Source organism: Alteromonas sp. DY56-G5, from assembly GCF_041414725.1.
GTDB lineage: Bacteria > Pseudomonadota > Gammaproteobacteria > Enterobacterales > Alteromonadaceae > Alteromonas > Alteromonas macleodii.
The window spans coordinates 38,850-63,688 of sequence record NZ_JANHZQ010000017.1; the positions used below are offsets into that span (position 1 = coordinate 38,850).

The following is a 24,839-nucleotide window of genomic DNA, read 5'->3' on the forward strand; positions in this document are numbered from 1 at the left end:
CCCAATACCTATATTACTTCAAATAGACCAGCAGCGCCCATGCCGCCACCGATACACATGGTGCAAACAACATATTTCGCACCGCGTCGTTTACCTTCGATGAGTGCATGACCCACCATGCGAGCACCGCTCATGCCGTATGGGTGACCAATAGAAATGGCACCACCGTTTACGTTTAATAATTCGTCTGGAATGCCTAACTTATCGCGGCAATAAAGTACCTGTACCGCAAACGCTTCATTAAGCTCCCATAGACCGATATCGTCCATGGTCAATCCATGCTGCTTTAATAGCTTAGGAATGGCGAACACTGGGCCAATTCCCATTTCATCTGGCTCACAGCCTGCCACTGCAATACCGCGATAAATACCAAGAGGTTGAGCATTGCCTTTTGCCGCTGAGTGCTCATCCATAATCACTGTCGCGCTGGCACCATCAGAAAGCTGGCTTGCATTACCTGCGGTAATACAACCACCTTCTATCACTGGGTTAAGCGCTTTAAGCCCCTCTAGCGTTGTTTCTGGGCGATTTCCTTCGTCTTTCGACAAGGTCACTTCACGCTCAGAGGTTTCACCTGTTTCTTTATTAAATAAGGCTTGCGTTGCTGTGATAGGTACAATCTCATCATCAAACTTGCCCGCTTCTTGAGCCGCTGCTGTGCGCATTTGGCTTTGGTAACCGTATTCGTCTTGTACGTCACGGCTAATGTTGTAGCGCTTACCCACCACTTCCGCAGTTTGAAGCATTGGCATATAAATATCTTTGTGCTTAGCAACCAGTGCAGGGTCTACTGCACGAAACATATTCATATTTTTGTTTTGCACTAAAGAGATAGAATCTAAGCCGCCCGCAACCATAATGTTGGTATCGCCTGTACGAATTGAATTCGCTGCGGTAGCAATGGCATACATGCCAGAACTGCATTGGCGGTCGAGTGTCATGCCCGCTACGGTGACCGGTAAACCACCCGCTAGGCCAGCCAAGCGGCCAATATTCATGCCGCCACTGCCTTGGGTTAGCGCTGCGCCCATTACTACGTCGTCGACACTGGCAGGGTCGATCCCTGCGCGTGCTACTGCGTTTTGAATAGCATGGCCACCTAATGAAGGGGCTGGTAAATTGTTCAGTGCACCTTTATAAGCGCGCCCGATTGGCGTACGTGCTGTACTTACGATAACTGCATCGCGCATTTTCATATTCCTTTCAGTTGGGCTGAAAGTTCAGCCAAAGTTTAGCTAGGCCTACGTGCTTCCTCTCGAAGTTACCTAGCTTTACCAAATTCGGATGTCGGGTAACGAGAGCTAGCGCTAGCTCTCACCGTCGATTAACTCTCGCTAACGAGAGCTTTGTCTACTTCGCTTTATAGCTTTTAAACGTGCCGCCGCTTTGGGCCAATTTCACCAACAAATCACTTGGTTCAAGCCACATCTTTCCGTAATCACCCAATTGATCACGATAGGTAGTCAGCTTATCTAAAATAGTGCCTAGCCCTACTTCGTCGGCATATTGCATAGGGCCGCCGCGATACACAGGGAAGCCATAACCGTAAACATAAATCACATCGATATCGCTAGATTTAGCTGCAATGCCTTCTTCTAAGATGGCAGCACCTTCGTTAATCAATGAGTACATGACGCGAACTAGAATTTCCTCATCGCTAATGTCTGAACGCTGAACCACGCCTAAACGTTCTGCTTCTTGCTTGGCAATTTCTAGTACTTCTGGATCTGGGACAGGAACTCGACTGCCAGGTTCATAGTTGTAAGCTCCGCGTCCGGTTTTGAGTCCGTTGCGCCCCTTTTCTACCAAGCGATCTGCCACTGCACCGTAAGCGGGGTCGTGTGCAATGTGCTCTTGTCGAGACTGTCGTACATAGTAACCAATATCTAATCCAGCCATATCACCCATAGTGAACGGCCCCATTGGCATGCCAAACTCGGTTAAAACACGATCAACTTGCTCAGGTGTTGCTCCTTCAAGCAGTAAGCGGTTAGCTTCACGGCCGTAAGGCTCAATCATGCGGTTACCTACGAATCCGAAGCAAACGCCTACCAACACCGCTACTTTCTTGATGCGTTTAGCCATCTTCATGCAGGTTTTAATGACTTCAGCAGATGTCTTCTCTGCTTTAACCACTTCTAGCAGTCTCATCACATTCGCTGGCGAGAAGAAGTGAAGACCAATCACATCTTCAGGACGGGATGTGGCTGTCGCTATTTCGTCTATATCCAGTGTTGACGTATTTGAAGCCAAAATGGCGCCTGGCTTACACACTTTATCCAGCGTCGAGAATACGGTTTTCTTTACTTCCATCTTCTCGAAAACGGCTTCGATGACGAGATCAACATCAGCTAAGTCGTCATACGACGTGGTACCTGAAAGCAGTGCCATGCGGCTCTCTACCTGCTCTTGGGTTAACTTGCCTTTTTTCGCTGAGTTTTCGTAGTTCTTTCTAATAAGCGCTAATCCCTTCTCTAGCGCTTCTTCTTTGAGCTCAAGCATTGTGACTGGAATGCCGGCATTGGCGAAGTTCATAGCGATACCACCGCCCATTGTTCCGGCGCCGATAATCGCAACTTTATCAATGTTGCGCTCAGGAGTATTTTTGTCGAAATCGCTCACATGACCTGCTGCGCGTTCAGCAAAAAAGAAATGCTGCTGGGCACGCGCCTGTGGCGTATTCATACACTCCATGAAAAGCTTGCCTTCATTTTTAAGGCCATCTTCAAAAGCAAGCGTGTATGCGCCGCGTACCGCTTCGATACATTTTAATGGAGCAAAGAAACCACGAGTCGCTTTTTTAGTTTGTGCAGTTACTGCGTCAAACACCGCCTGCGTTTCATCAGACATGGACAGCGTGATATCACTGGTGCGTTTAATCGCTTTATCTGGCGTTAATGCTTGTAAATACGCTTTTGTATCTTCAAGTAAATGCTCAGGCTTATCAGAAATTTTGTCGAAGACACCTGGAAGTTTGACCACCGACGTAGGCTTGCCTGTTACGATCATTTCTAACGATGTTTGTACGTCGGCTAAGCGAGGAAGGCGCTGAGTACCGCCTGCGCCCGGTAATACGCCTAGATTTACCTCTGGAAGACCCACCTTATTGTCGGCAAAGGTGATGCGATGATGGCAAGCTAACGCCACTTCTAAGCCACCGCCGAATGCTGGTCCAGGGAGAACAGCAACAACCGGCTTAGACGCATTTTCAATCTTGTCTAGTACCTCAGGCAGCATGGGAGACAAATCGCCACCAGAGAATTCGCTGATGTCAGCTCCACCCGAAAAAATAGGTAGTGAAGAAGTAATAACAATGGCACGTACGCTGTCGTCATCTAGTGCATTGTTTATGCCTTCTATCAACCCTACTCTGATAGCGCGTGACAGCGCATTAACGGGCGCACTTTGCATTGTCAGCGTGGCAACACCCTGTTGTACTGCATATTCTACGGCTTTATTTTCCATCTCAGTCATAACCATGTCCTGTTTATCACGTTAACTGGATGTTATTGCAGTGTTGTCAATCATCCAAGTTTATTGGTGTTATAGACATTTATCATAATATTTAATATTGACCGCCAGCCCCTTTGTGAATTCATTTCTCTGCGCAGAGCCTGTCCTACCTTGCCTAAGGTTTATTTGACAGAAAATAAAACCGGTGTTTTTGTTAATCAGGCAACACTTGTAATTACATTTTATTTACAAAAGGATGATTGGCTATGCAAGTGCTTAAAACACCGGAAAGCGCCTTCGACACGATCACTGACTTTCCCTACTCCCCCTGTTTCACTGAAGTAACAGACACAGTAAGCAGTGAAATAACAATGGCCCATTATCAATGTGGACCGAAAGATGGACATACCGTGCTATTAATACACGGCGAACCGACGTGGGCTTATTTATACCGCAAGATGATGCCTATATTGGCTGATGCGGGATTCAATGTCATCGCGCCGGATCTCATTGGTTTTGGGCGCTCAGATAAACCAGTAAGAAAGGAGGACTACTCCTACGCTCGTCATGTGATATGGTTAAAAGACTGGTTTTCACAGGCTACTAAGGGCCCTGTTACACTCTTTTGTCAAGACTGGGGAGGTTTACTAGGCCTGCGACTTGTCGCCGATATGCCTGAGCGTTTTTCGGGTGTAATGGTGTCTAATACCGGATTGCCCACTGGCGACCACCCGCCAAGCGATGCTTTCATCAAATGGCGCCGTTTCTCACAGGATGTCGCCGTATTTCCCACATCTTTGATCATTCAAAACGCCACAACCACTGTTCTAGACGAGGCGACGCTTGCAGCTTACGACGCCCCTTTTCCAGACGAAAGCTTTAAAGCAGGTGCGCGTATGTTCCCTATTCTTGTTCCTACAAGCCCAGACAATGCTGAGGCACAGGCGAATAGACAGGCATGGGAAAAGCTAAAGCAATATAACAAACCTTTTGTTACGGCTTTCGGTGATAGCGACCCTGTCACTAAAGGTGGCGATAAGGTATTTCAAAAGCTCATTCCGGGCAGCAGCGGCATGGCTCATACCCTTGTGGAAAACGGTGGTCACTTTATCCAGGAAGACGAAGGGGAAATGCTAGCCAAATTACTCATTCAATTTATAAACCAAACGCAGCTGAAATAGCCACGTTTCAAAAAACATTAAACAGTTACCAACAGGAGATTACCATGGATGCTCTACTCGACTTTTCAGGGCAAGTTGTATTAATCACCGGCGCAGGCAGTGGCTTTGGCCGCTTGTTATCGCTAGGTCTTGCCAACCGAGGAGCAAAACTCGTTCTTTCAGACATTAACGAAACCGCCCTTGAGGAAACGAAAAAGGATGTAAAAGCACTCACTGATGTCGTGGTGCTAGCGGGTAATATTGCTAGCGAGTCGCTAAATAAGGCGCTGGTTGAAACAGCCATTGAAACCTTTGGCAAACTGGATATAGCCGTAAATAATGCAGGCATAGCGCATAACCCTGCACCAATTCATCAAATGACAGAGGAAATCATGGACTCGCAGTTCGCTGTGAATGTAAAAGGCGTTATGTTTGGAATGAAGTACCAAATACCCGTTATGCTTGCACAAAAGCAAGGGCACGTTTTAAATGTAAGCTCACTTGCAGGACTAGGTGGAGCCCCTAAAGGCGGTGCTTATGCTGCAGCAAAACACGCGGTTTCGGGGATAACCCGCACAGCCGCGGTGGAATACGGCCGAAAAAATGTTCGCGTTAATGCAATTTGCCCATTCTATAGTCCTACCAATATTTTGAACGTAGACGGGTACAACACCCCTGAAGCGCGCGAGCAACTAGGCATGGGAAGTCCTATGAAACGTTTAGGCGAACCGCAAGAAATCGTTAACACCATGATGCTGATGCTTTCCCCTGGCAACTCTTACATGAACGGGCAAACCATAGCAGTAGATGGTGGTGTTACAGCGTGGTAATTTTTATCTCGCAGTTTCGAAATACATGCAAAGGTATTTTTTGACATACCTTTGTATGACTCATCATGTTTCTCTTTCGTTCTACTTCAGGTGTAATGAAGAGGAACAAACAAAATCGATGAATGAGGCGAGTGCAACCGCCTCTGCAATCGAACCCCTATCAAGTAAAACCCAATAATTTTATTTAGCGATTAAGTTGAACAAAAAGAGAAAAATGTGATGAAAAAGCCAAGTAAAAACATTTTTTTAGCTACCACACTTTGTATAACCTATTCGTTGATTAACGTTAGTATTGCGCAAGAAGCCCAATCTACGCTTGTAAATATGAAGGAAGTGCCTTCTTCGCAACTATTAAAGAAGCAACGTCAAAATAAACCGCTAGCACTAAGCACGGTGAAGCGCGGTACTGATGTTTCGCTTCAAACCACCAAACAATCCAAAAGCCAATACCTTATTCATAGCGCACTGCCAAGTCACCGCTTCAGCGCTAAGTAATTTTTAGGCGAGTACTCGTCTATCGGGTTAATCCTTTATTTAAAGCCGTTCTTTGCGTTTATTATTCTTTTTTACTCTATCGCACACGCAGCAATTGTATTCTACGAATCAAATATTTATACCAACCCGCATAGATAAGTGCTAACCGACGACATAGCGCTTTTGAAAAAGCAACGCCCTCGTAATGACATTAGCGACATGTGAGTTAATTATACTAATTATGAATAGCGCGACACCTATTTGAAAACTATCTTCAAGATTACCACAGGTAGAAGAAGTCACAGGAAAGAGGTGAACATGCTTTTAAAACCAAAACACATCGCGTTATTGTTCACGCTGGCAATTGCAGTATCTGCAATGGGATAAGCACGAAGGCGTTTCAACATGGAAACGCCCTTCGAAAGCGATCTTACGTCGCAGTTTTTCTTGCTAGACGTAACGTAGGATTCTTTAGGTTAACGTTTAAAAAACTCAAAGCTTAGCGGGTACACCCACAACTCCCCTTTGTTCGCTTTGACTGCTGCCACGATAGCAAAGACGATGTTCATTAATCCAAGAGCGATGAAGCCTAGCGCTCCTATGATAATCAGCGTCAAGACAAAACAAATAACAGAGTAAATGAGCAAGCTTATTAACCAATTCGCTGTCACCCTGCCGTGCTGATTGATGTCTTCGTTTTGATCTTTGTGAGCAATCCATAGCACGATAGGCAATATGATACCTAAGCCAGGTATAATGAAACTGGATAACTGAGAAACATGAATGAGTGTACAGTAGCTCCGAGCGTTCAAGCCCCAGTAGAGTGGTTCTTCCGTTGACATAATGGTCCTTTTTATTGCGTTGGTTTGATTTGATAAATATAGGCGTTTTCAGTGTGACCGGCATCAAGCTTAACAGAAACAATGACCCGCTCATATTGGTCACCTTCAAACTCATCCAGCATGGCCCAGTTTTCGGCAAGTTGAGAAGACGTTAGCATCATGCCCTTCACCTCTTCTTTTGCTTTAGTTAGATCAGAAATAACAATTCCTGGAAACCCCATAACTGCTCCCCACCCTTGTTGAACTAAGTGCCCTTCTACCGTACCAGACTGCCACTGGCCACCAATATGAGCGACGATATGGTGATTTGGACAATTAGGAGCAAGGCTTCCGTAGATAAACAACCTTTCTAAATCAGGTGTAGCAGACGTTACATTGTCATTGGTTTGCATTACTTTGACCCATTATTAAAAAACTTTTCGTCAGGTGTTGAGGTAAATTTAAAAACAGGCCCCAACCGTTCGCATTGCTAGTTATAACTTGCCTAAAAAAGCTAGTGCTTTTGTGAGAGTAATATCGAATTTATTTTACAAAAGCAACACAGCGTTACACAATGCAAGAGCATGTCTATGTGAACGTCGATTCACGTAAAAAAACACAATAATTAAAGGACAAAGTATGCTCAATCACAAACGTACTCTGATAGCAGCATTGGTAAGCGTTTCGCTTATGGGGTGTGGCGAAAGTACAACACAGACAGAAACTAAACCACAACTCACTGCACAAGACGCCAAACAGTTTTTAACACAGGCGCAAAATGATATTGCAAAAATGCAAGTTCCTGCCGCGCACGCCGAGTGGAGCTACGCCACGAATATCAATTTCGATACAGCAGCAGTCAGTGCTTACTTTAATGAAGTGCTTTCTACCAAGGTTGCAAAGTTAGCTAAAGAAGCGGCGAAATTTAACGATGTAGACGTAGATGCCGACACCCGCAGACAGCTTGATCTACTTAAAAACAGTTTAACAATGCCGCCGCCGGCAGATGCCGAAAAAGCAGAGCGGCTTGCAAAAATTGGTTCTGACCTAAGTGCCATGTACGGCTCTGGTGAGTATTGCAGCGAAGATGGTACGTGCAAAAGCTTGGTTGAAATGAGCTCTGAAATGGCCACCCTACGCGATGCAGACAAGCTACTAGAATATTGGTCAGGCTGGCGTGAAGTATCTAAACCAATGGCAGGACTCTATGCAGAACAAGTATCGCTTGCCAATGAAGGCGCTGCAGAGCTAGGTTTTGAAAACGTCAGCGCCTTGTGGCGTGGAAAGTACGATATGCCAGCAGATGAATTTCCCAAGGAATTGGATCGCTTATGGACGCAAGTAGAGCCTTTCTACGAGTCACTACATTGCCATGTGCGCGCTAAGCTAGGTGAACACTATGGCGAAGACGTAGTACCTCAAGACAAACCAATCCCAGCCCATTTATTAGGTAACATGTGGGCACAGTCGTGGGGGAATATTTACGATATCGTTAAACCTCAGCAAGAAATGAAAGTTCCTGATGTTACAGGCGCATTAGCTGAACAGGGGTATGACGAAATCGCCATGGTTAAACAAGCAGAGTCATTTTTCTCATCGCTTGGCTTTGAAGAACTTCCAGATACCTTTTGGGAACGCTCTATGTTTCAAAAGCCTGAAGGCCGTGACGTTCAGTGTCATGCCTCTGCGTGGGATTTAGATGACAAAGACGATCTTCGTATAAAGATGTGTATTCAAAAGACTGGCGAAGAATTTAACGTTATTCACCACGAATTAGGTCACAACTACTATCAACGCGCTTATAAAGACCAACCACTTCTTTACCGTGGTTCGGCAAACGACGGCTTCCACGAGGCTATTGGCGACACCATCGCTTTATCAATAACACCTAAGTACCTTAAGCAAATCGAGTTAATTGATGAGATCCCAGACGCATCAAACGATATCGGTATGTTAATGCAAGTTGCGTTAGACAAGATTGCCTTCATTCCCTTTGGTCTGATGGTTGACCAATGGCGCTGGAAAGTGATGTCAGGTGAAGTAACACCTGAACAATACAATCAACTATGGTGGGAATTGAGAGAAAAGTATCAAGGTGTAATGGCCCCTGTTGAGCGCAGCGCCGACGCGTTTGATCCGGGTGCAAAATATCACGTGCCTGCGAACGTACCTTATACACGCTATTTTCTAGCGCATATCCTTCAATTCCAGTTCCATAAAGCACTGTGTGACATTGCAGGTGATGAGGGCCCGCTTAACCGTTGTTCTATCTACGGCAGTGAAGAAGCCGGTAAAGCACTTAACGAAATGCTAGAGATGGGTATGAGCCAACCTTGGCAAAATGCGTTAGAAACACTGACAGGCTCACCGCAAATGGATGCCAGTACTATCGCTGACTACTTTGCGCCACTAAAAACGTGGTTAGATGAGCAAAATGCTACACGCCAGTGTGGCTGGTAACTATATCCGTTATGATTAGCCACTGGCCAACATAATTAATGCAGTCCAAAAAGCCTCGAATTTCGAGGCTTTTTTTGTTGAATTTAAACTTTTGTACCATTGTAAGAGCGGTAGATTAGCGTAACGTTAGTGTATAAATTTTATGTAATTTTTGATTATATTATGCGCACCCTGTTGGTACTCTCGCTTTTCATAGTTTTTACTGCAACTTGCAGCCTACTTGCACGCGCGAAACCTATTGCCCCAGCGTTTCACTCCTACAATATGGATAGTGGTATCGCCCACGTATCCATTTCAGATATTGCGGAAGATAAGTATGGTTTTCTGTGGTTGGCATCGCAGTCTGGTGTCGATAAATTTGACGGCTATACATTTCGAAACTTCGGCTTGTGGGGTGAAGACAAGTCAACAGGCCTCCAGACCCTGTTCGCCCTTCAGATAGAGGCAAGCTTAGACGGTCAATACCTGTGGGTGGGGACATACAGCGGGCTGAGCCGTATAGATGTTGATACTGAGTCGTTCAAGCACTACACGTTACCGGCGTCAGAGCCTTTCAATAAACAGGTAATTAATAGGATCAAGACCACCCACAATGGCCAGCTTTGGATTGTCTCTGAACGAAACCTTTACACTTACTCTCCAGACTCAGACAGTGTAGAGCTGGTCAGCTACCTTCCCAGTACCACGAGTACGCTGACAGACATAGAACTTATCGGTAACACGCTTTATGTCACTTCCACCTCGGGTCTTTATAAACTTGATCCGTTTAAGAAGACTCTTGAGTTAGTGGCTTTTGAAAGCATGAACTTTACTCGACTGGTGGCAGCAGAGAAATCTCGATTCTGGTTGGGCACCGCTACCCACGGCGCATGTTTGTTCAATCCCGACGAACAAAGCACTACCATCGACAAAAGCTGTACCTCTGAAACTCACGGATTATCTGATAACTACGTTACAGACATCTTATTAAAGGACAACGGTGATATATGGGTTTCTACTCAGCGTGGGCTGAATATTTTAACGTCACATAACCCCAACTCTGTGCTGCGTGCACCGATTAACGAGAAAGATGCGGCCAAAGAGAGAATTTCAAGCCTTTATCAAACGAAAGCTGGGCTGGTTGTCGTTGGCACCAGAGACGATGGGTTTGCGATCAGTAACCCTCTGCTTAGCAACTTCTACTCTCAGGAAATAGGCGAAGGACGAATCATCTCCTCTTTATCGAATTACAAAGATAACCAAGTATGGGTAGCGAACGAAAAGGGCCTTTGGCTTTACGACACGATAAGTAAAACTCAAGAAGGCCCATTTACTTCCAATGGTACATTTGCGAGTAGCGAAGACACTAACGACAAGCTGTTGAGCGTGTTTTATCATACAAAGAGCGATGCATTATGGGTAACCACACGCACAGGCCTCGCCAAACTGAACCCTCAGACCAGAAACCTAGAATTTGTTGCGCTGAATGGTAAGTCGGGTTACAGCATTAATATCGATGATGACGGAGACATTTGGTATGGCGGCTACAGCGATGGGCTGTTTGTATATCGCCCGTCAGAAGATAGGGTAATAAAGCAATGGCCATTGTCGCTGACAACGAGAATTGTTTTGGACGACAATGAAAACGCTTGGTTAAGTACGGTATCCGGTTTATTTGTTGCGAATAAACTGACTGGAGACTTAACCAGCATCAGTGAGTTAACGGACAAGATTTCAGATCAAACTGTAGTGACATGGATTTCTCAGTCGAAACGCGGTGGTTATTGGATTGGAACGCAAGCAGCTGGACTCTTCTTTATGTCTAAAGAAGGCAGTGATTTGTCAACGATTAAAGTGACACAAATTAAGCCTGAAAGTCGATTGAGCAATGTATCCATTGGGGCAATTGTTGAAGATGATGAATATGGGCTTTGGATCTCTACAATTGAAGGGATTGCGTATTTAGCACCTGACTTGTCTACCCTTTCTTATTTCGGTGCAGAAAACGGCGCACTGTCTACGGGTTACTATATTGGCTCTGTCACCGTAACTGAAAATAACACAATAATGTTTGGTGGAGCGGAAGGCTTAACACAATTTACTCCCTCACAAGTGGCAAATGTAAAGTGGTCACCTGGAGTGCACCTCACAAACGTTGAAACGGTGAGTAGGAACGAGCAAAACGGAACAACCTATCAGCAAAGACAGCGCCTAGACGAGGTAATCGAACTTAAACATAATGATATTGCGCTCACGATTGAATTTGCCGCCACTGATTATATGAATGCAAACGAACTTACGTATGCCTATAAACTCGCAGACTTTGAGAACAGCTGGCGCTTTACTGACTACAAGACAAGAACGGCCACCTACACCAACTTGGACCCAGGACGCTACCGCTTCACTGTTAAAGCTATAAATCAAGAGAATGAATGGAGCACCAATGCAGCGCAACTTGAAATAGTTGTAGTTCCACCATGGTGGGATAAGCCTATATGGCGTGTGGCGATTACCCTGCTAGGCATGCTGTTGATTTCATCGATGGTGTGGCTGAGGATAGCATCGTTGAAAAAGCGCTCTGCTGAACTTGCACTAAAAGTTGAGGAAAAAACCCGAGACTTAGAGGCGGTCGTAGAAAAGTTAACGCAGCTTTCAACTCAGGACGCATTGACGGGTCTCAAAAATCGTCGCTACTTTACACAAAGAGCCAAGGCAGCATGGCAAAATTATAAACGCCATAATCATACTTTCTCCTTGCTAATTGTTGATATTGATTTCTTCAAGCGTATTAACGATGAATACGGTCATCATGTGGGTGACACAGTACTGGTCAAAATAGCTAGGATCCTGGAAGATAGTTTAAGAGAAAGTGACGTTATTGCGCGATGGGGCGGTGAGGAGTTTCTTATATTGCTGCCTTCATTAAAGGTACAAGAAGCATTTTGGGTGGCAGAAAAGCTACGTAAAACTGTCGCGGATTACGAAATCGATGCTCCCCCCTACTCTGTTTCGGCTACCATAACCTGTGGTGTAGCGGATATACGAGATTACGATAGCGTCGAGGCTTGCATCCACGCCATCGATAAAAAGCTATATGTCGGCAAAGAATCAGGCCGAAATGCGGTGATAAAATAGCCGCTGGCTCATCATCATACCCTTTAGTTTCTCTTCCCCCCATTGCATTGCCGTTTAAATGGCAATGCATGCAGGCAAACGTTTTGTCATGCATTTTATCGCAGTAATTGATCGCTTTCCTTTTTACCCGCCTATGTATTGTGAATTCTTAAGTAGCTTAAGATGAGCGAAATCACCCACAAGGAGGATGAAAACATGGCAAATGTATTAGTAATCGGCGCTTCAGGCCAAATTGGTAAGCAAGCAACAGTGAAATTGTTGGATGCTGGTCACAAAGTCGTAGCGCCAGTAAGAAGCCCAGACAAACTGTCAGATATCCAAAATGCCAACCTCACAGTGGTTGAGCAGGATTTAGAAAAAGATTTTTCAGCACACTTTGAAGGTGTGGACGTTGCGGTATTCACAGCAGGTTCAGGCGGTAGCACTGGCGCAGATAAAACACTTATGATTGATCTTTGGGCGGCCCGCAACGCGGTTAACTATGCAAAGGCGGCGGGGACACCCAAATTTGTTATGGTTAGTTCTATTGGTGCAGACGATCCTGATGCCGTGGAGTCAGCAATAAAACCATATTTGGTTGCCAAACACATGGCCGACGAGCATTTAATTAATAGCGGCTTACATCACGTAATTCTTCGACCTGGCACTTTATTAAATGAACCGGGCACGCATTTAGTACGAACCGATATGCCAAGCAATAGGGACGATGCTGTAATACCAAGAGAAGATGTAGCGACAGCTATTGTCGAAAGCGTTGCAAGAGAAAGTAATGCTGACTTGATCACCTATTTATTTAAAGGTGATACACCAATTTCCCATATTTTCTAGGTGATCGACTTTTCTAGGTGATCGACGCCCTCTCATTTGCCAATGCGTTATCGCGTCTATTTAAGCTAGAGAGGGCTTACTTTTTGCTTAGGTCGCCGGTTTGTATACTGCTGACTTAGGTGGTGCCCAGAATAGGCAGTATCATGCACTCAATATGTGCCTACTTAGAGACTAGAGGTGGTTACCTACGGTATCAATGACTGGCTAACCCAGTTGCCATTTCCGTCTTTTTGATGCCACTCTCGACTTTGAGGGTTACCTCTCAAATTCAGGTAATCTACGCTATCAATAGCCAGCATGATCACGCAAAAGTGAGGTGGAACTACACCAAAATCCCCTTCAACCTGTAGTGCCGAACCATCGTTTCTTGGCGTGCCGGGCTCGCCCCACAAAAACTGCTTTTTGCCTGCATCTGACAATTTATTCCAGTGCTGAGTAACTAAGTCAGCATCTTGATGTAACGTTATTATTGTTGCAGTACAAGAGAAGCGATATTGCTCCCTGGTTTTAGAAAAATACCAACACACCTGCGAGTGAGGATTCTGGCCAAGCTGGTCATATTTATCTGAGCGGGTGTCAGAAATAACCACCAGTTGGTTGTCGTCGGTGATCCCTCTAAAAACCACGGTACGGCAGTACGGTACACCACTACCGTCCACAGTAGCTAACTGAAAGTAACGACTTTCTGGCATACTGCGGGTTTGGTGAAGACTCTTTGTCAACCCTTGTCGCCACTGGGGCATAACCACCTCCGAGAGTAAAATCGCCTATACTTACCGCTACGCGGCTTTCTTCTTCGCAGCTAAAGAAAACAGCGTGTAGAAGTTTTGCGTGGTAATTTCCGCTAATTCTTTTACCGTCACGCCTTTAAGCTCAGCAATAAATTCTGCCACTTCTACCACGTAACCTGGCTGGTTTTGTTTACCTCGATGAGGAACTGGCGCAAGCCATGGTGAGTCAGTTTCAATAAGTAGTCGCTCTAAAGGGATCGCTTTTACCACTTCACGCAATTCATCTGCTGAATTAAAGGTTACGATGCCTGAAATAGAGATATAGAAGTCCATCTCTATTGCTGCCAGCGCCATGTCTAATGACTCAGTAAAGCAATGCAAAACACCTTTAGTGTGCGCAGCTTTGTGTTGGCGGAGTAAGTTAATGGTGTCTTCCCTTGCATCCCGCGTATGAATTATTAACGGCTTTTTAGTTTCGTTAGCTACTTTGATGTGGTCGACGAAAGACGTTAGCTGGACTTCTTTACTTTCCGGACTATAAAAATAGTCCAGCCCAGTTTCGCCAATGGCTACCACTTCTTCACGCTGCGCCTTCTCTAGCAGTTCTTCATAGCTACACGCTTCATCTTGATGTAGTGGGTGCACACCACAAGATACTGATACATCTTCAAACTGACTTACAGCTGCTAACATGCTGTCGTAATCACCAACAGATACGCACACACAAAGGAAGTGTTCAACACCTCGGGTTCTAGCGAAATTTAAGGTTTCAGCCAGCTCTTCTGGCCCTTGCTTAAGTCGGTCTAAGTGACAATGAGAATCTACGAACAAACTACACCTGTTTTAAAAAATTGCTGTCAGACAAAAAGGCTTCGACAAGCCTGCGTTTGCCTATTAACGTTGAAATTGTTTTAGTAACCCAAAAAGTACCATTGATTTGTTTACACCTGCGTGCTGCAGCGTCTTTACCGCATCAACACACGCTTCATAGCGTTTAAAATCAACAGCCTGTTGACGTTTCATGTATTCGTCATGGGCCATCTGTTGACACCACAATGCGATTTGAGGCGCATTGTCCTGCCACTTATTCGCAAGCGTTTGTACTTGCAAATTTGCATCGCCTGCTAAGAGCGCTTGCATACCATCGCTAAAATTGCGATAGCTAATGTCTTCTTCACCACTGAGGGCCTCTTCTACGCGAAGAGGGGCATAACCATAAGCTGCCAGTAACGCTTCGCTTGCATCTTCTACGCCCTTAGCGTTTAAGTAGTTCAAACTATCTGACACTGACGGGAGTGAGAGTATCTGCCGTTCACATCGACTTAATATGGTCGGCATAATTTTATTGATACTGTCAGTGATCAGCAGCAAGAAGGTATTATTTGTGGGTTCTTCTAAGGTTTTCAACAGTGCATTAGCTGCCGCTTCCGTCATGGTATCGGCACGGGGAATCAACAACACTTTATTGCCCCCCATTTGCGCAGTACCTGATAGCTTGCCAATACCCTCGCGAATTTTATCCACCCCTAACTGCTTTTCACTTTCTAAAACATGAAAGTCTGGGTGGTTTCCAGCTTGCCTCAAATGGCAACTTTGACACTGTTCACATGGCCCATTTATGCTTGGCTGCTTACACAATAGCGCATTGCTTAACCCTAACGCGAGTTGGTATTTTCCAATTCCCTTTGGCCCTGTCAGCAATAAACCATGGTGTAGTTTCTTGGCCATATATCGCGACAGTAACGTCGAGAACGTTGTAGCAAACCAAGGCATTACTTGCATTAACCTTTCCCCTGCTGGCTTTCGCTACTTGTGTTCGTCACATAGTCATTGATAATCGCAATCACGTCTTGATGAACCTTTTCCATAGGCTGCATTGCACTGACCACGACGATAGATTCATCTTGCTTAGCAAGAGACAAGTATTTTGCACGAGTTCGTTCGAAAAAGGCGAGCCCCGCTTGCTCAATGCGGTCAAGCTCCCCTCGCCCACGGGCGCGCTCTAGTCCAACCGCAGGCTCGACATCCAGATATAAAGTTAAATCTGGCTTAAACCCTTTAAGGGCGATATCGCTGATGGCCGACATTGTTTTTCCACTGACGCCCCGACCACCGCCTTGATAGGCTTGAGATGACAGGTCGTGTCTGTCACCTACCACCCACGCACCAGCATCAAGTGATGGTAAGATTTTATTGGTAAGTAATTGCACACGCGCCGCATACATAAGAAGTAGTTCAGTCTCCTCACTCACGGTCTCATCCCAGTCGTGTTTTACACATTCTCGAATGGCTTCTGCCATCGGTGTGCCGCCTGGCTCACGAGTTTGCTCAACGCGCTTTCCTGCACCTTTTAATGCTTGAACAATCAGCCCAATCACTGAGCTTTTTCCTGCCCCTTCAAGGCCTTCAACTACAATAAACTTTCCGCGCATTACTTTTTAAACTCTGTTTTTATTTAGCTATAACGTATCGGTTGTCTGCATCAATACGGCTATCGTTTTAACTGGTATTTTCGCACAGCTGCATTGTGTTCAGCTAGTGTCGTAGAAAATTGATGGCTGCCATCGCCCTTCGCCACAAAATAGAGTGCATCCGTTGTCAGTGGGTGCAACGCAGCGTGAATGGCGGCCTTGCCTGCCATCGCGATAGGCGTAGGTGGGAGCCCTTTAATAACATAGGTATTGTAAGGCGTTGCTGTTCGCAAGTGCTTACGGGTAATGTTTCCGTCAAACGTAGGACCGATACCATAAATCACGGTGGGATCAGTTTGAAGACGCATATTTCTGTTTAGCCTATTGACGAAAACGCCTGAAATCATGTCACGTTCCGCAGGCACAGCCGTTTCTTTTTCAATGATACTCGCTAAGATAAGAGCCTCGTAAGGTGTGGCTAACGGCAGTTCGGCATCCCGTAATTCCCATTCGCTAGAGACAAAGTCAATTAGCGCGCGGTGTGCTCTTTTCAATACCTCGCTTGCGGTTGTGCCTTTGGTAAAGAAATACGTATCAGCCAAATATACGCCCTCTGTCTGCGAAACGTTTTCGCAACACCAATCTACACCATTATCCTGAGTGAGCTGGTTTAATTTCCCTTCATTTAAATCAAACACCAAATCTGTGTTTTGTTTAAGCGCCTCAAGCCACTGTGCAAGAGTTAGCCCTTCAACTAGACTCACTGCGAAGAGATGCTCATCGCCCTCAGTAAACAAGGTAAACACATCTACTAGTGACTGCCCTGGGCGCAGCATGTAGGTGCCAGACTTAACAGACGTACTGCCTGCAAAGAATTTGAGCCACACCTTAGCAACAAAGGGCGACACATCGGTCATGCCTATTTTACGCAAGTGTTTCACGGTACGATAAGCGTTACTGCCGCTCTCTATCGTAAATAAGGTTTCACTTTTTAATGCTAGTTCATCGGTAACCTTGCTCGAGACATACATTACGCCAGAGGCTGCCCCAACAACGGCAAGCATGAAAAGAGATAATAGAATAACAATTACCCGCTTCATGCTTGAACTTCCCCTTTCTTCATTGCTTTACATTCCATTTTATTTCTTTTTACTACTAATCTGGTGAAGCTCGTAAAACGTTGACGAACCCCGTTGTGAGAAGTGCGTTTTAGTTAATTTTGAAGCGCAGTCTGAAGCCGTGTCTTTAGCGCTACAATCGCATCGCTTCTTACATCAAAATCGACATAAGAGAAATCCGGCATTTGTATTTTCTGTACCGGCATTACGCCCATTAGTGCATTGGTAATTACCACTGCACTCGCTTTTCGCAAATAAGAAAGGTCATATTCCCCCACGTGAAGCGAACAATTGTCGTTTAACAGCGAATCAATAAGACACTGCCTGACTACGCCATTGACACCGCTTCCTTTCAAAGACGGGGTATACCATTGTTCATTGAGGTAGAAAAATACATTGCCAGCACTCGCTTCAATAATGTTATCTTGGGTATCGCAAACAATAGCATCGTGTACGCCAGCGTCGTCTACTTCGTGCTTAATTAAGACTTGTTCTAGCCTGTTCATATGCTTTACACCCGCAAGCAATGGTTGAATGGCTAACCGCGTTTGAGCGCATATTACCGTTGCACCTTCATTCGCAAGACAATCGTAATGGACAGGGTAAGGGTGCTGGCTAAATCTGACTAATGCTTCACTGTCTTCGCTTCGCGCATACCCCCTTCCGGCTTGACCTCCCGACACGTGAACTTTTAGCACATATTTTGGAGAAGCGTTATCACCTGAACCGCTCTTTATCGTCTTAACCTGTTCAGCAATTGCGGCTTCAAGCGCGCGGATATCAATATTGAGCTTGATGGCTGCCGCATCGTGCTCTAAACGTGAAATATGATAAGGCAATAATTCTACTTGATGTTCACTTACCAACAATGTGGTAAACACACCGTCGCCATAATTAAACGCCCTGTCACTTGATGAAATAGGCGTAGCGCTAGGAATAATTCTCACTGCCTACTCTTGTTCGCCGTTATTGTGATTGTTGGAAGTATACCAACTTGCGTTGGTCAGACAACGTCTAGCTGAATTGATTTGGCTGTAGCTGTGCTCAAAGAGACCTGAGTTTTATGATATTTACTGCGAAATTTAACTGTATAAACAACAAAAGGCAGCCGAAGCTGCCTTTTAAATATACGTGAAGTTCACTTAATCAGCGATAAGTACGCTATATTAGTTACGCCGTATTAGATACGCTTGAAAATCAATGATCCGTTCGTACCGCCAAACCCGAATGAGTTACACAGTGCGTAGTCTTCATTGAATGCTTTCGCTTTGTGTGCAACAAAGTCTAAGTCGCAGCCTTCACCTGGTTCATCCAAGTTAATGGTTGGCGGCGCCATTTTGTCACGCAGTGCCAAAATAGTGAAAATTGCCTCAACTGAACCGGCGGCCCCTAGCAAATGGCCTGTCATTGACTTGGTAGAGCTAACAAGTAGCTTGTGAGCATGGTCATTGAACACGCGTTTTACTGCTGCCACTTCCGCAATGTCACCTGCAGGCGTAGACGTACCATGTGCGTTAACATAGCCGATTTCGCTTGCATCCAACTTCGCATCATTTATCGCGTTTTGCATAGACGCTGCCGCACCTTCTCCATCTTCAGGTGGAGAAGTCATGTGGTATGCGTCGCCGCTCATGCCAAAACCAACCAGTTCTGCATAAATGGTCGCGCCACGCGCTTTGGCTGCTTCGTATTCTTCTAGCATTACCACGCCAGCGCCCTCACCCATGACAAAACCATCGCGGTCTTTATCCCATGGGCGGCTTGCTGCTTGTGGGTTGTCGTTGCGAGATGACAACGCACGTGCTGCGGCAAAACCAGCCATGCCTAGCGGAGTAATAGACGCTTCTGCGCCTCCGGCCAACATGGCATCAGCATCGCCATAAGCAATTGTTCTTGCGGCAATACCAATGTTATGAACGCCTGTTGTACAAGCAGTCACAACGTTTAAATTCGGTCCTTTCAACCCTTCCATGATAGACAAAAAGCCTGAGATCATGTTGGTAATGGTTGAAGGTACAAAAAATGGCGATACGCGCTTAGGACCGCTATTTGTCAGTTTCAAATGGTTTTGTTCAATTTGTTCTAAACCACCAATACCTGAACCAATAGCTACACCTACACGATGCGCATTATCTTGTGAAATAGTTAAACCAGAATCGACCAAGGCTTGCTTGCCTGCTGCTATACCCAGCTGGATAAAGCGGTCCATTTTCTTGGTTTCTTTCTTTTCAATGTATTCCTGCGGATCAAAATCATTAATTTGACCTGCGAAACGGGTTGAATAGTTACTACAATCGAAATGGGTGATTTCACCGATGCCGCTTTCGCCCGCGAGCAATTTGCGCCATGTGTCTTCGCTATTAAGACCTAATGGTGAAAGCATTCCAAGACCAGTAACCACTACGCGACGTTTTGTCACAAAAAGCCCTCGCTTTGGAACTAAGGTAGGAGATACAAAAACGGCTCTGTTAGAAGAGCCGTTTTGTCGCTACTTAAGACTTAAGCGTCTTTGTTAGCGTTGATGTAATCAATTGCTGATTGAACAGTAGTAATTTTTTCTGCTTCTTCGTCAGGAATTTCAGTATCGAATTCTTCTTCCAAAGCCATTACTAGCTCAACAGTGTCAAGTGAATCAGCGCCTAAATCGTCAACGAATGAAGCTTCTGCTTTTACTTCTTCTTCTTTCACGCCAAGTTGTTCAACGATGATTTTCTTAACGCGTTCTTCAATGTTACTCATAATTCTAGGTTTCCCTTAAACGTCACTAGATAATAAAAGTGCCGCTAGTTTATTTTGCAAGGTACATCCTTGCAAGCACCAGTTTAAACAAATTTTCTGGTCAAACCAGCGACATTCGAAATTCGTAAAATACTATTTTTACATCCAAGTTCGGGTAAATACCACCCCAAACTAAGGAAAATTCGCAATTTTTGCGAATTTACCCCATATACATACCACCATTTACATGGATAGTTTCGCCTGTAATATAGGCTGCACCATCGCTTACTAAAAAGGCAACAGTGGCTGCAATTTCATCAGGCTCGCCTAATCGGTTAGCCGGAATATCTTTGAAAATGGCTTCTTTTTGGTCATCAGTCAGCGCTTTTGTCATATCGGTATCGATAAAACCAGGCGCTACAACGTTGATGGTAATACCACGAGAAGCCACTTCACGCGCCATAGATTTAGAAAAGCCAATGACCCCTGCTTTCGCTGCAGCGTAGTTTGCCTGTCCGGCATTACCTGCACTGCCCACCACTGAACCAATGTTCACGATGCGACCAAAACGCTTCTTCATCATACCGCGAAGTACCGCTTTTGACAGTGTGAAAATTGAGGTTAAGTTGGTGTCGATAATATCCTGCCACTCGTCATCTTTCATGCGCATTAGCAGATTATCACGTGTGATACCGGCATTATTGACCAAGATATCGATACCACCATGTGCTTCATTGATCGCTTTAATCGTGGTATCTACGCTTTCTTTGTCGGTGACATTTAGTGCAAAGCCTTTGCCGCCGAATTCAGAAAGATAATCGCTGATCGCTTGCGCACCATTTTCACTGGTTGCGGTTCCGATAACTGTAGCACCTTGCTGAGCAAGCTGCGTGGCAATCGCTTTGCCTATACCTCGGCTTGCGCCGGTAACAAGCGCAATTTTACCGTCTAATTGACTCATTGCGTTTCCTTATTGTTTTAATGCTTCAACACCATCAGGTGTATTAACTGCAAGAGATTCTAGGCTCTTGTCGATACGTTTGTTCAATCCAGTAAGTACTTTACCTGGACCTACTTCAATAACGCGCTCAACGCCCGCTGCCGCCAAATATTCAACAGTACGTGTCCATTGAACGGGGCAATATAGTTGTCTCACTAATGCGTTCTTGATTGCATCACCTTGGGTTTCTATAGTGACATCAACATTGTTCACAATATTGATTGCAGGCTCATTAACGTTCAATGACGATAATGCGTCTTCTAACTTATCTGCTGCAGGACGCATTAACTCACAGTGTGAAGGAACGCTTACCGCAAGAGGAAGTGCGCGCTTTGCGCCCGCTTCTTTACACGCATTAGCAGCTTGCTCTGCGGCGTTCTTTTCCCCTGCAATAACCACTTGGCCTGGAGAGTTAAAGTTAACTGGTGCAACTACATCGCCTGTAGCAATAGCAGTTTGCTGACAAATATCCGCAATGGCGGCATCGTCTAATCCGATAATGGCATACATGGCACCTGCACCTGCTGGTACAGCTTCTTGCATGTATTTACCACGGGCTTCCACAAGCTTGATAGCATCAGCAAAATCCATGGCGCCGCCACATACTAATGCTGAGTACTCACCAAGGCTGTGACCCGCTAGGTAATCTACATCGATGCCCTGCTCGCGAATAACACGCCAAATTGCTACGCTAGCAGCAAGCAACGCTGGTTGAGTGATATGGGTTTCGTTAAGTTTACCGTCTGTATCATTTTGGACTAAATCCCACAGATCGTAGCCGAGCGCGTCAGAGGCTTCTTTAAACGTTGCTTCGATAATCGGAGAAGTCTCAGCAAGTTCCTTTAGCATACCTACGCTTTGAGAACCTTGTCCTGGAAATACACAGGCTGTCTTTGTCATGTCGATTCCTTATTATTTTTAATTTACTAGAAGCGAGAAAACGTCGGAGTTGGAGTGCCCCTTAACGAGGCAAATATCACCAAGGCAAATATCTGCAAGGCTAATAGCGTACAAGCGCCGATGCCCAAGCAAATCCGCCTCCGAAGGCTTCTAGTAATAAGTGCTGTCCGCGTTGAATGCGCCCGTCTCTGATAGCTGTATCAAGCGCTGTAGGCACAGTAGCAGCAGAGGTATTACCATACTGCTCTAACGTAAGCACTACTTGATCAAGAGACATATTCAGCTTTTTAGCTGTCGCTTTAATAATTCTAAAGTTTGCTTGGTGAGGTACTAACCAGTCAAGATCAGATTTTTGCATACCGTTGGCAGCAAGGGTTTGTTCCACCACTTCTGAAAGCTTGGTTACCGCAACCTTAAAGACTTCATTACCACGCATCACACCCCAGTTCTCGTGAACCGACTGCTCGTCACCACGGGTTGGATTACCCACGTACAGCAAATCGCCATGAGAGCCTGATGCGTTGATATGTGTGGAAAGAATGCCAGGTTCATCACTCGCTTCAATAATCGTTGCGCCCGCTGCATCGCCAAACAAGATAACCATGGTTCTGTCTTCAGGGTTTATCAAGCGGCTCAAACAGTCGGTACCGACTACAAGAATACGTTTCGCCATGCCAGACTTAATGTATTGATCGGCAACACTTAATGCGTAGCAGTAACCTGCACATGCAGCAGCTACGTCAAATGCAGGGATACCGTCAATATCAAGAATGCGTTGAATTTCACATGCTGTGCTTGGAAGCGCATAGCGACCACTTGTGGTAGCGCACACAATCATGTCGATAGATTTCGGGTCAATGCCAGCCATCTCAATGGCTTTCTTACTGGCTTCTGCCCCCATGGTAGCAGCGGTTTCATCTGCTCCAATAATACGTCGCTCTTTTATCCCGGTACGGTCAGTGATCCATTCGTCACTGGTGTCCACCATTTGCTCTAAATCTGCGTTTGTACGCACGTCGCTGGGATAATAGCTACCTGTTCCTATAAAGCGTGAATATTTGCTCAAAGCTGCTCCAACAATACCGTTTCTATCTTTGTCTTTATCTTTTCAGGTAAATGCATCTTTGCTTCTTTCATTGCTTGCACGATGGCGTAATAAAAGGCGTCTTTTTGTGCATTTCCGTGACTCTTGATAACAATGCCGCGCAATCCTATCAGACTCGCACCGTTATACTGGTCGGGGTTCACGCTGTTATAGATAGATTTCAGTAATGGGAAGGCAATTTTTGCCAATAATCGGGTATAAAAGTTCTTCTGTGACTGGCGTTTTACTTCGTTTATCACTAACTTAGCCAGCCCTTCGCTCGATTTAAGCGCTACATTTCCAGTAAAACCGTCTGTTACCACTACATCGGCATGATCGGTGAAAATGTCGTCGCCTTCTACATAACCAATATAGTTTATGCCTGGCGCATCTTTAAAAAGCTGGTCGGCAGATTTTACCTGTGCGTTACCTTTAATATCTTCTTCGCCTACGTTCAACAAGGCAACCCGTGGCGATGCTATGCCCGCCACCTCTTGCGCAAGCACTGAGCCCATAACGCCGTATTGGAAAAGAATTTCAGGCGTACAGTTCACGTTTGCGCCTAAATCTAAAAGAAATACGTTATGGTGCCCTGTTGTAGGCATCATGTTAATGAGTGCGGGCCTATCAATGCCTGATAAGGTTTTAAGCAAATAGAACGATAAGGTAAGCAGTGCACCGGTATTACCTGCGCTTACGCACGCGTTTGCCTCGCCACTTTCGACAAGTTCAATAACGCGACGCATAGAAGAATCTTTCTTGTTTCGTAGCGCTGACGTTGGCGCTTCGCCCATCTCAACGACTTGTGAGCAATGCACAATAGTAACGCGGTTTCGTTCAGCGTTGGTAAGGGGCTGTATACCTGCTTTGATGGTATCTTCATCACCGCATAACGTGAAGTGCACGTCTGGGTGAAGTTGAATAGCCTTTACGGCTGCGGGAAGGATAACAGGGGGACCATGATCGCCCCCCATGATATCTAACGCGATGGTTAGTTTAGACAAAATGTAGTCGCCGTATTACGCGCCGATTACTTTCTTGCCTTTGTAATAACCGTCAGCGGTCACGTGGTGACGACGGTGAGTTTCGCCCGACGTTGAATCGACAGACAAAGTCGCGCCTGTCAATGCATCGTGTGAGCGACGCATACCGCGCTTAGAACGCGTTTTACGATTTTGTTGTACTGCCATAACTTACTCCTGGTCTCGCTTAAGTTCTTTCAAAACCGCGAAAGGGTTTTGTCGCTCTTGTTCCGGTTCAATCTTTCCAAACGACATATCGTCTTGCTTCACTGTACACTCCGACTCTGCATGAAGGGGCACAATTGGCAAAGATAACAGTAGCTCGTCTTCAAAAATTTGAAGCAGATTAACTTCTCCGTGGTCGTTGACCTCTACCGGTTCGTAAGCCTCGGGAATGATGTCATCGCTTTCCTGTTCTTCTCCCTGCACTGGAGTAAAACAGAATTCCGCTTCCACGGGATAATCGAGTTCACCATTACACCTTTGACAGATAAGTGTTACCTGCGTGGCTAGATGGCCGTGAAAGACAGTAAGACCCTGCGCGTCTTTTTCGAACTGTACTTCTGCGTCCACATAGTCATTGCATCGGACAACTGCTTCACTCAATCGTTCCATATCTTTAGACGCAATCACGCCCCGGTAATCGGAACGTTTCATGGCACTTTTAGTCGGTTCAACCGAATGAGGGAGTTTCACTTTCTGCATAGGGCGCGCA

Annotated in this window: 24 protein-coding genes; 6 read left to right on the plus strand and 18 right to left on the minus strand. The window is 45.5% G+C overall.

The features are described 5' to 3' along the window. Window positions 1-8 precede the first annotated feature (8 nt). On the minus strand, window positions 9-1,190 hold the full coding sequence (locus NO989_RS10375; RefSeq protein ID WP_014949231.1) for an acetyl-CoA C-acyltransferase: 1,182 nt from the start codon (window positions 1,188-1,190) through the stop codon (window positions 9-11). Between the two features lie 160 nt (window positions 1,191-1,350). Beyond that, entirely contained in the window at window positions 1,351-3,474 is a 2,124-nt protein-coding gene (locus tag NO989_RS10380; protein ID WP_371342492.1) for a 3-hydroxyacyl-CoA dehydrogenase NAD-binding domain-containing protein, read from the minus strand. A 245-nt stretch (window positions 3,475-3,719) separates the two neighbouring features. On the opposite strand from NO989_RS10380, the gene NO989_RS10385 reads away from it, so the two are divergent. The 3 genes from NO989_RS10385 (at window position 3,720) to NO989_RS10395 (ending at window position 5,938) form a co-directional block, all read left to right on the plus strand. After that, window positions 3,720-4,634, plus strand: coding sequence for a haloalkane dehalogenase (locus NO989_RS10385; RefSeq protein ID WP_371342493.1), 915 nt, complete (start codon window positions 3,720-3,722; stop codon window positions 4,632-4,634). Between the two features lie 44 nt (window positions 4,635-4,678). Continuing rightward, window positions 4,679-5,443, plus strand: coding sequence for an SDR family NAD(P)-dependent oxidoreductase (locus NO989_RS10390; RefSeq protein ID WP_014949228.1), 765 nt, complete (start codon window positions 4,679-4,681; stop codon window positions 5,441-5,443). Window positions 5,444-5,662: 219 nt separating this feature from the next. Continuing rightward, complete coding sequence (locus tag NO989_RS10395; RefSeq protein ID WP_014949227.1) at window positions 5,663-5,938, plus strand: hypothetical protein; 276 nt, start codon at window positions 5,663-5,665, stop codon at window positions 5,936-5,938. 455 nt (window positions 5,939-6,393) lie between these two features. On the opposite strand, the gene NO989_RS10400 is transcribed toward NO989_RS10395, so the two are convergent. Together NO989_RS10400 and NO989_RS10405 are read right to left on the minus strand one after the other, a co-directional pair. Further along, window positions 6,394-6,759, minus strand: a complete 366-nt coding sequence (locus NO989_RS10400; protein WP_014949226.1) for a DUF4870 domain-containing protein — start codon at window positions 6,757-6,759, stop codon at window positions 6,394-6,396. Between the two features lie 11 nt (window positions 6,760-6,770). Then, window positions 6,771-7,151 (minus strand): gamma-glutamylcyclotransferase family protein, encoded by a 381-nt coding sequence (locus tag NO989_RS10405; protein WP_239301416.1) that lies wholly within the window; start codon window positions 7,149-7,151, stop codon window positions 6,771-6,773. A 226-nt stretch (window positions 7,152-7,377) separates the two neighbouring features. Between NO989_RS10405 and NO989_RS10410 the strand changes: the two genes are divergently transcribed. From NO989_RS10410 to NO989_RS10420, 3 genes are all read left to right on the plus strand, one after another. Further along, complete coding sequence (locus NO989_RS10410) at window positions 7,378-9,198, plus strand: M2 family metallopeptidase (RefSeq protein WP_131136122.1); 1,821 nt, start codon at window positions 7,378-7,380, stop codon at window positions 9,196-9,198. A gap of 264 nt (window positions 9,199-9,462) precedes the next feature. Continuing rightward, the gene (locus tag NO989_RS10415) at window positions 9,463-12,312 is read left to right on the plus strand and encodes a diguanylate cyclase (RefSeq protein WP_371342494.1); all 2,850 of its coding nucleotides are present in this window, start codon (window positions 9,463-9,465) and stop codon (window positions 12,310-12,312) included. Between the two features lie 195 nt (window positions 12,313-12,507). Continuing rightward, complete coding sequence (locus tag NO989_RS10420) at window positions 12,508-13,140, plus strand: SDR family oxidoreductase (RefSeq protein ID WP_014949222.1); 633 nt, start codon at window positions 12,508-12,510, stop codon at window positions 13,138-13,140. Window positions 13,141-13,325: 185 nt separating this feature from the next. On the opposite strand, the gene NO989_RS10425 is transcribed toward NO989_RS10420, so the two are convergent. The 14 genes from NO989_RS10425 to yceD all read right to left on the minus strand — a co-directional run bounded on the left by NO989_RS10425 (window position 13,326) and on the right by yceD (window position 24,829). After that, entirely contained in the window at window positions 13,326-13,883 is a 558-nt protein-coding gene (locus NO989_RS10425) for a pyridoxamine 5'-phosphate oxidase family protein (RefSeq protein ID WP_156086316.1), read from the minus strand. Between the two features lie 36 nt (window positions 13,884-13,919). Further along, window positions 13,920-14,702: a TatD family hydrolase gene (locus tag NO989_RS10430; RefSeq protein WP_014979120.1), complete on the minus strand. Its 783-nt coding sequence runs from the start codon at window positions 14,700-14,702 to the stop codon at window positions 13,920-13,922. A gap of 63 nt (window positions 14,703-14,765) precedes the next feature. Then, entirely contained in the window at window positions 14,766-15,653 is an 888-nt protein-coding gene (gene holB / locus NO989_RS10435; RefSeq protein ID WP_371342495.1) for a DNA polymerase III subunit delta', read from the minus strand. Further along, entirely contained in the window at window positions 15,653-16,303 is a 651-nt protein-coding gene (tmk, locus tag NO989_RS10440; RefSeq protein ID WP_014949218.1) for a dTMP kinase, read from the minus strand. The genes holB and tmk overlap by 1 nt, the downstream gene beginning before the upstream one ends. A gap of 59 nt (window positions 16,304-16,362) precedes the next feature. Further along, window positions 16,363-17,382 carry an endolytic transglycosylase MltG gene (gene mltG, locus NO989_RS10445; protein WP_014949217.1) on the minus strand — a complete coding sequence of 340 codons (1,020 nt, stop codon included), beginning with the start codon at window positions 17,380-17,382 and terminating at the stop codon, window positions 16,363-16,365. A gap of 113 nt (window positions 17,383-17,495) precedes the next feature. Beyond that, a complete protein-coding gene (gene pabC, locus NO989_RS10450) occupies window positions 17,496-18,347 on the minus strand; it encodes an aminodeoxychorismate lyase (protein WP_371342496.1) in 852 nt (283 codons plus the stop codon). A 233-nt stretch (window positions 18,348-18,580) separates the two neighbouring features. Continuing rightward, window positions 18,581-19,819, minus strand: a complete 1,239-nt coding sequence (gene fabF, locus NO989_RS10455; RefSeq protein WP_014949215.1) for a beta-ketoacyl-ACP synthase II — start codon at window positions 19,817-19,819, stop codon at window positions 18,581-18,583. Between the two features lie 80 nt (window positions 19,820-19,899). Then, window positions 19,900-20,139 carry an acyl carrier protein gene (gene acpP, locus NO989_RS10460; RefSeq protein ID WP_012518211.1) on the minus strand — a complete coding sequence of 80 codons (240 nt, stop codon included), beginning with the start codon at window positions 20,137-20,139 and terminating at the stop codon, window positions 19,900-19,902. 199 nt (window positions 20,140-20,338) lie between these two features. Then, complete coding sequence (fabG, locus tag NO989_RS10465) at window positions 20,339-21,079, minus strand: 3-oxoacyl-ACP reductase FabG (protein ID WP_014976326.1); 741 nt, start codon at window positions 21,077-21,079, stop codon at window positions 20,339-20,341. Between the two features lie 9 nt (window positions 21,080-21,088). Next, window positions 21,089-22,018: an ACP S-malonyltransferase gene (gene fabD / locus NO989_RS10470; protein ID WP_014949213.1), complete on the minus strand. Its 930-nt coding sequence runs from the start codon at window positions 22,016-22,018 to the stop codon at window positions 21,089-21,091. A gap of 100 nt (window positions 22,019-22,118) precedes the next feature. Beyond that, window positions 22,119-23,084 (minus strand): beta-ketoacyl-ACP synthase III, encoded by a 966-nt coding sequence (locus NO989_RS10475; protein ID WP_014949212.1) that lies wholly within the window; start codon window positions 23,082-23,084, stop codon window positions 22,119-22,121. Continuing rightward, window positions 23,081-24,106, minus strand: a complete 1,026-nt coding sequence (gene plsX, locus NO989_RS10480) for a phosphate acyltransferase PlsX (RefSeq protein WP_014976325.1) — start codon at window positions 24,104-24,106, stop codon at window positions 23,081-23,083. The genes NO989_RS10475 and plsX overlap by 4 nt, the downstream gene beginning before the upstream one ends. 15 nt (window positions 24,107-24,121) lie before the next feature. Beyond that, complete coding sequence (rpmF, locus tag NO989_RS10485; RefSeq protein ID WP_012518206.1) at window positions 24,122-24,292, minus strand: 50S ribosomal protein L32; 171 nt, start codon at window positions 24,290-24,292, stop codon at window positions 24,122-24,124. A gap of 3 nt (window positions 24,293-24,295) precedes the next feature. Beyond that, window positions 24,296-24,829, minus strand: coding sequence for a 23S rRNA accumulation protein YceD (gene yceD, locus NO989_RS10490; RefSeq protein ID WP_014976324.1), 534 nt, complete (start codon window positions 24,827-24,829; stop codon window positions 24,296-24,298). Window positions 24,830-24,839 lie beyond the last annotated feature (10 nt).